The sequence below is a fragment of the Moorena sp. SIO3A2 genome, from assembly GCF_010672265.1.
Taxonomy (GTDB): Bacteria; Cyanobacteriota; Cyanobacteriia; order Cyanobacteriales; family Coleofasciculaceae; genus Moorena; species Moorena producens.
Map to the genome: position 1 here is coordinate 1 of NZ_JAAHHC010000122.1, position 1,737 is coordinate 1,737.

The window sequence follows — 1,737 nt, forward strand, 5'->3', positions numbered from 1 at the left end:
GGGTGTGGCTCTTTTGGAAAGACGTTTGGTCAGGTTTAGAGAGGTATCGGAAGAGTAGGAGGAGCAGTAATAGAGCAACGAGCTTGAATTAGTCGTTTCATCAAAGGAAGGCCATCTTTGTACAAAGACAAGTGATTACGTTTATGCTCTTGCTTTAAGTGAAAGGGCCAATACTCTTGCCAATCACCGCTAACATAAAGCGAGCGCAGACGTAAAACCGCCTCAGCACCCATAAGACTCCATCTAGCCCCGGTAATGTCCATCCTGTCTTTGATTAAGTGACGACAAGCGCCCTCAATAACCCCAGTGGCAATGGGAAGACCAGCTTTCAAGTAATCGTGGTATTTGAGGTAAGCAGCGTTGTTGAGTAAATATCTGGCACACTTATCCACTGGCTGACGTTGTGATGCAGAAAGTTGGCGCTTTGTAGCGCTACCACGCATACCCCCAGCAACTGTACTCGATTTACCTTCAAGGATCAGCAGTAAACGTTTACTAACCCAAACTTCGGCTTGTTGACTAGTGTCCGAATAGAAGGCAAATGCAGCCTTCCACAGATACTCAATCACATGAATAATATCCAGGACAATCGTTAACTTGAGATGGTGTTCGCGAGCAAATTTTTTCAAAGCGCGATAATTGTGTCTTGTTACCATCGACCAGAGCGCAAAAACGCTTGTGTTGATTGGGGTCGCGGTGTAATGCCTCGTCAAAAGCTTCTTTTATAACAAGTGATGGTTCTTTAACTAAACTTGCCCAAACACGCTTACCGATTGGTTTGGGTCGTTTGATTTTTTTGTGTTCTTCTTCTGTGCTGACAATTTGTTGAGGTGTACGAACAAAAGGGTTGATGGTATAAACTGAAGCCACTGTTGCCATTCGCTTTGAATTGCGTTTTTCCCCCTTAGTTAATCGTTTATTTAACTTCTTGCTATTTGCCAGCGCTCTTTTTTGCGTGGGAGCACGTAAGTCTTCTGTACGCATGACAACACCCTTGCCATCCACACTAATAACTACTATTTCCCCCGTCTCCTTCAATTCAACCGATTGTGCTTGTTGATGAGCATAGAATTGATCAAAGTCACAAGCACTTTGATCAGCCAATTGTTCAACTTGTCGCTTACCAACTTTTGCGGCTGTTGTTTTCTGTATGACGCACGACTGTTTCGCCAAACCCTGAACGAGCTACTTCGACAGCCACTCGCTCTCTCAGTCCGTGGGAGTATTTTTCTACTGGTAGGTTTAACTCGGCATCGAGTGGGTTGAGGGAAGTTATTTTTCGTCCACCATAACCGATTCGATTGGCGATGATCGTGCCAAATATTGTTGTCAGCTTCCTTGTAAATCTCTTCTTATGGGTTCTCTTGGCTTCGTCGTTACCTAAGCATTCTCCTTCGATCTCGTCATCACTTCGTCTGTCGAAGTAACCTTGCAGCAGTCGTCTTAATAGTTCGTATCCGTTTTCAAGCAGTTTACTCTCTAATTCCCCATGTTGTAAACCGCAAACACTATCTGAACCCAGCCAGTCCACTATTTCTTCAAATAGCTCTCGCGCTTGTGAGAAAAACATGTCTTCATTTGAGATCGATGGTTGCATAGGTCCAAACTTTTCCTGAACTACTGCTGACTTTTTCAGCTGGTCACCCACCAGGAGGTATTGACTCAAACTATTACTCTGACTAATTTGTCAGTTTTACTGAGATCTAGTCTACCGTACTTTTAAAAGAGCCGCACCCA

General features: G+C 44.1%; 1 pseudogene. It reads right to left on the bottom strand.

The annotated features are described in order from the left end of the window. Nucleotides 1-35: 35 nt before the first annotated feature. Nucleotides 36-1,666: pseudogene (locus F6K64_RS37970) on the bottom strand (ISKra4-like element ISMpr2 family transposase). Nucleotides 1,667-1,737: the final 71 nt, after the last annotated feature.